The organism is Thermofilaceae archaeon (assembly GCA_038731975.1).
Classification (GTDB): Archaea; Thermoproteota; Thermoprotei; order Thermofilales; family Thermofilaceae; genus JANXEW01.
The window spans coordinates 7433-8891 of the sequence record JAVYQJ010000035.1 but is presented as its reverse complement, the minus strand read 5'-3'; the positions used below and the strand labels follow the sequence as shown (position 1 = coordinate 8891).

Annotated in this window: 2 protein-coding genes; both read right to left on the bottom strand. The window is 49.6% G+C overall.

The annotated features are described in order from the left end of the window. Positions 1-388: 388 nt before the first annotated feature. The gene (locus QXF46_08560; protein MEM0226909.1) at positions 389-919 is read right to left on the bottom strand and encodes a macro domain-containing protein; all 531 of its coding nucleotides are present in this window, start codon (positions 917-919) and stop codon (positions 389-391) included. 322 nt (positions 920-1241) lie between these two features. Then, positions 1242-1424, bottom strand: coding sequence for a hypothetical protein (locus QXF46_08555; GenBank protein MEM0226908.1), 183 nt, complete (start codon positions 1422-1424; stop codon positions 1242-1244). Positions 1425-1459: the final 35 nt, after the last annotated feature.

Sequence of the window (1459 nt, the reverse complement as noted above, 5' to 3'; positions counted from 1 at the left end):
TAGGAGATAATGTTGGGGGTATGGCTATGATAACTGAGTCATCCCTAAGCTTCCTGGGACTCGGAGACCCACAATAAAAAGCTGGGGACCATACTTCACTTTGCGATGATCAAGAATGCAGTAATACTGGAGATGTAGTGGTTCCTCCCTCCAGGTCTAATGATAGCTTTAACAGTGATGTCGGTAATGATGATAGGTAGAGGGCTTGAGATGTACTTTAACCCACGCCTGCGGAAATATTGAATCTCTCCGCATGCGCCTTTAGTCTCAACCACCACGCGTCGATTTTATGTAAAACCACTCCTGCCAAACCCTATTCCCCCTAGGGTCCTCCAACCACAGTCCACACACCGGAAGAACCACTTACAGCATGCAAACCTACTAAGGCTCAGCCCTCCCTCCAACCCATTTTAGTTAGAACCTCTACCGCTTTCAACTGCATGTCCCCACTCAGGACATATAGATGGAGATTCATCCCGCGACCTAACTCCTCAAACGCTTTGACCATAGATCTCAAAGACTCCTCGAGGGTTAAGCCTCCAACCCCAGCACCCATTAACGAGAACGCCACCGTTGTTACTCCAACCCTGCGGGCTTCTTTAAGAGCTGCCTTAGTCGCTTCATATACTTTCTCCGCGCTGGATCTTCCTCCAGGGGCCTCGACGGTTGGTGCGTGAATAACGTACCTACACTTAAACTTGCCGGCCGAGGTGGTCACGGCCTTACCAATAGGCACTGGTGCATGCCTCCTAGCCTCTAACTCTATTTCAACCCCGCTTTTCCTCCTTATAGCCCCTGCAACCCCTCCACTCATAAACATGTACGTATTCGCCGGGTTCACCACGGCATCTCCGATGAACTCAGTTATATCCCCAATCATCACATACAGAAACACACTACCTCTAGACAGCCTTACCATGAATGATCACGATTATTATCAGGTGATCGAGACTTATGAGGTTGATCCGCGGTAGTGGGTCGCCTAAGGTTCGCGTCATCAGGCAAGGGATTTGGGTCGGATCTAGGACTCCGCCCCCTCCATCCTGAGTAATGCGGCATCAACGATGTTGGAATAACTTAGTCTTTGAGTATGTGTTTCGGTGATAAAAACAGGTTTTAAATGTTTAACGCCGTGAAGAATCCCTCATGCACTGAGTCTATGACTTTCCTCGGTTCCTTAGCATCCCCTATGATGTGGACCTCCTTAGCCATCGCTCTTGCAGCGTTAATTAACTGCAGATCTATGTTGGATACCCTCCCGCCGCTAACACCACTGTGTCTGCCTCGATGAAGAACCTTTCGAGCGGTGGCCTCACTAACTCAACGCCGTTTCTCTCCACCCTTATGACCGGGGTTGATGTGTAGACTCTTATACCGTACCTACTGAGCAGTCCTCCCGTCCTGAGCAACGCTATCTTGGACACGAGTTCTAGTCCTTAGCTATTTCGGGCATCGCCTC

Bases quoted from the DNA above. Each gene is read 5' to 3' on its own strand.
- QXF46_08560 (MEM0226909.1), bottom strand. From the start codon at position 919: ATGGTAAGGCTGTCTAGAGGTAGTGTGTTTCTGTATGTGATGATTGGG.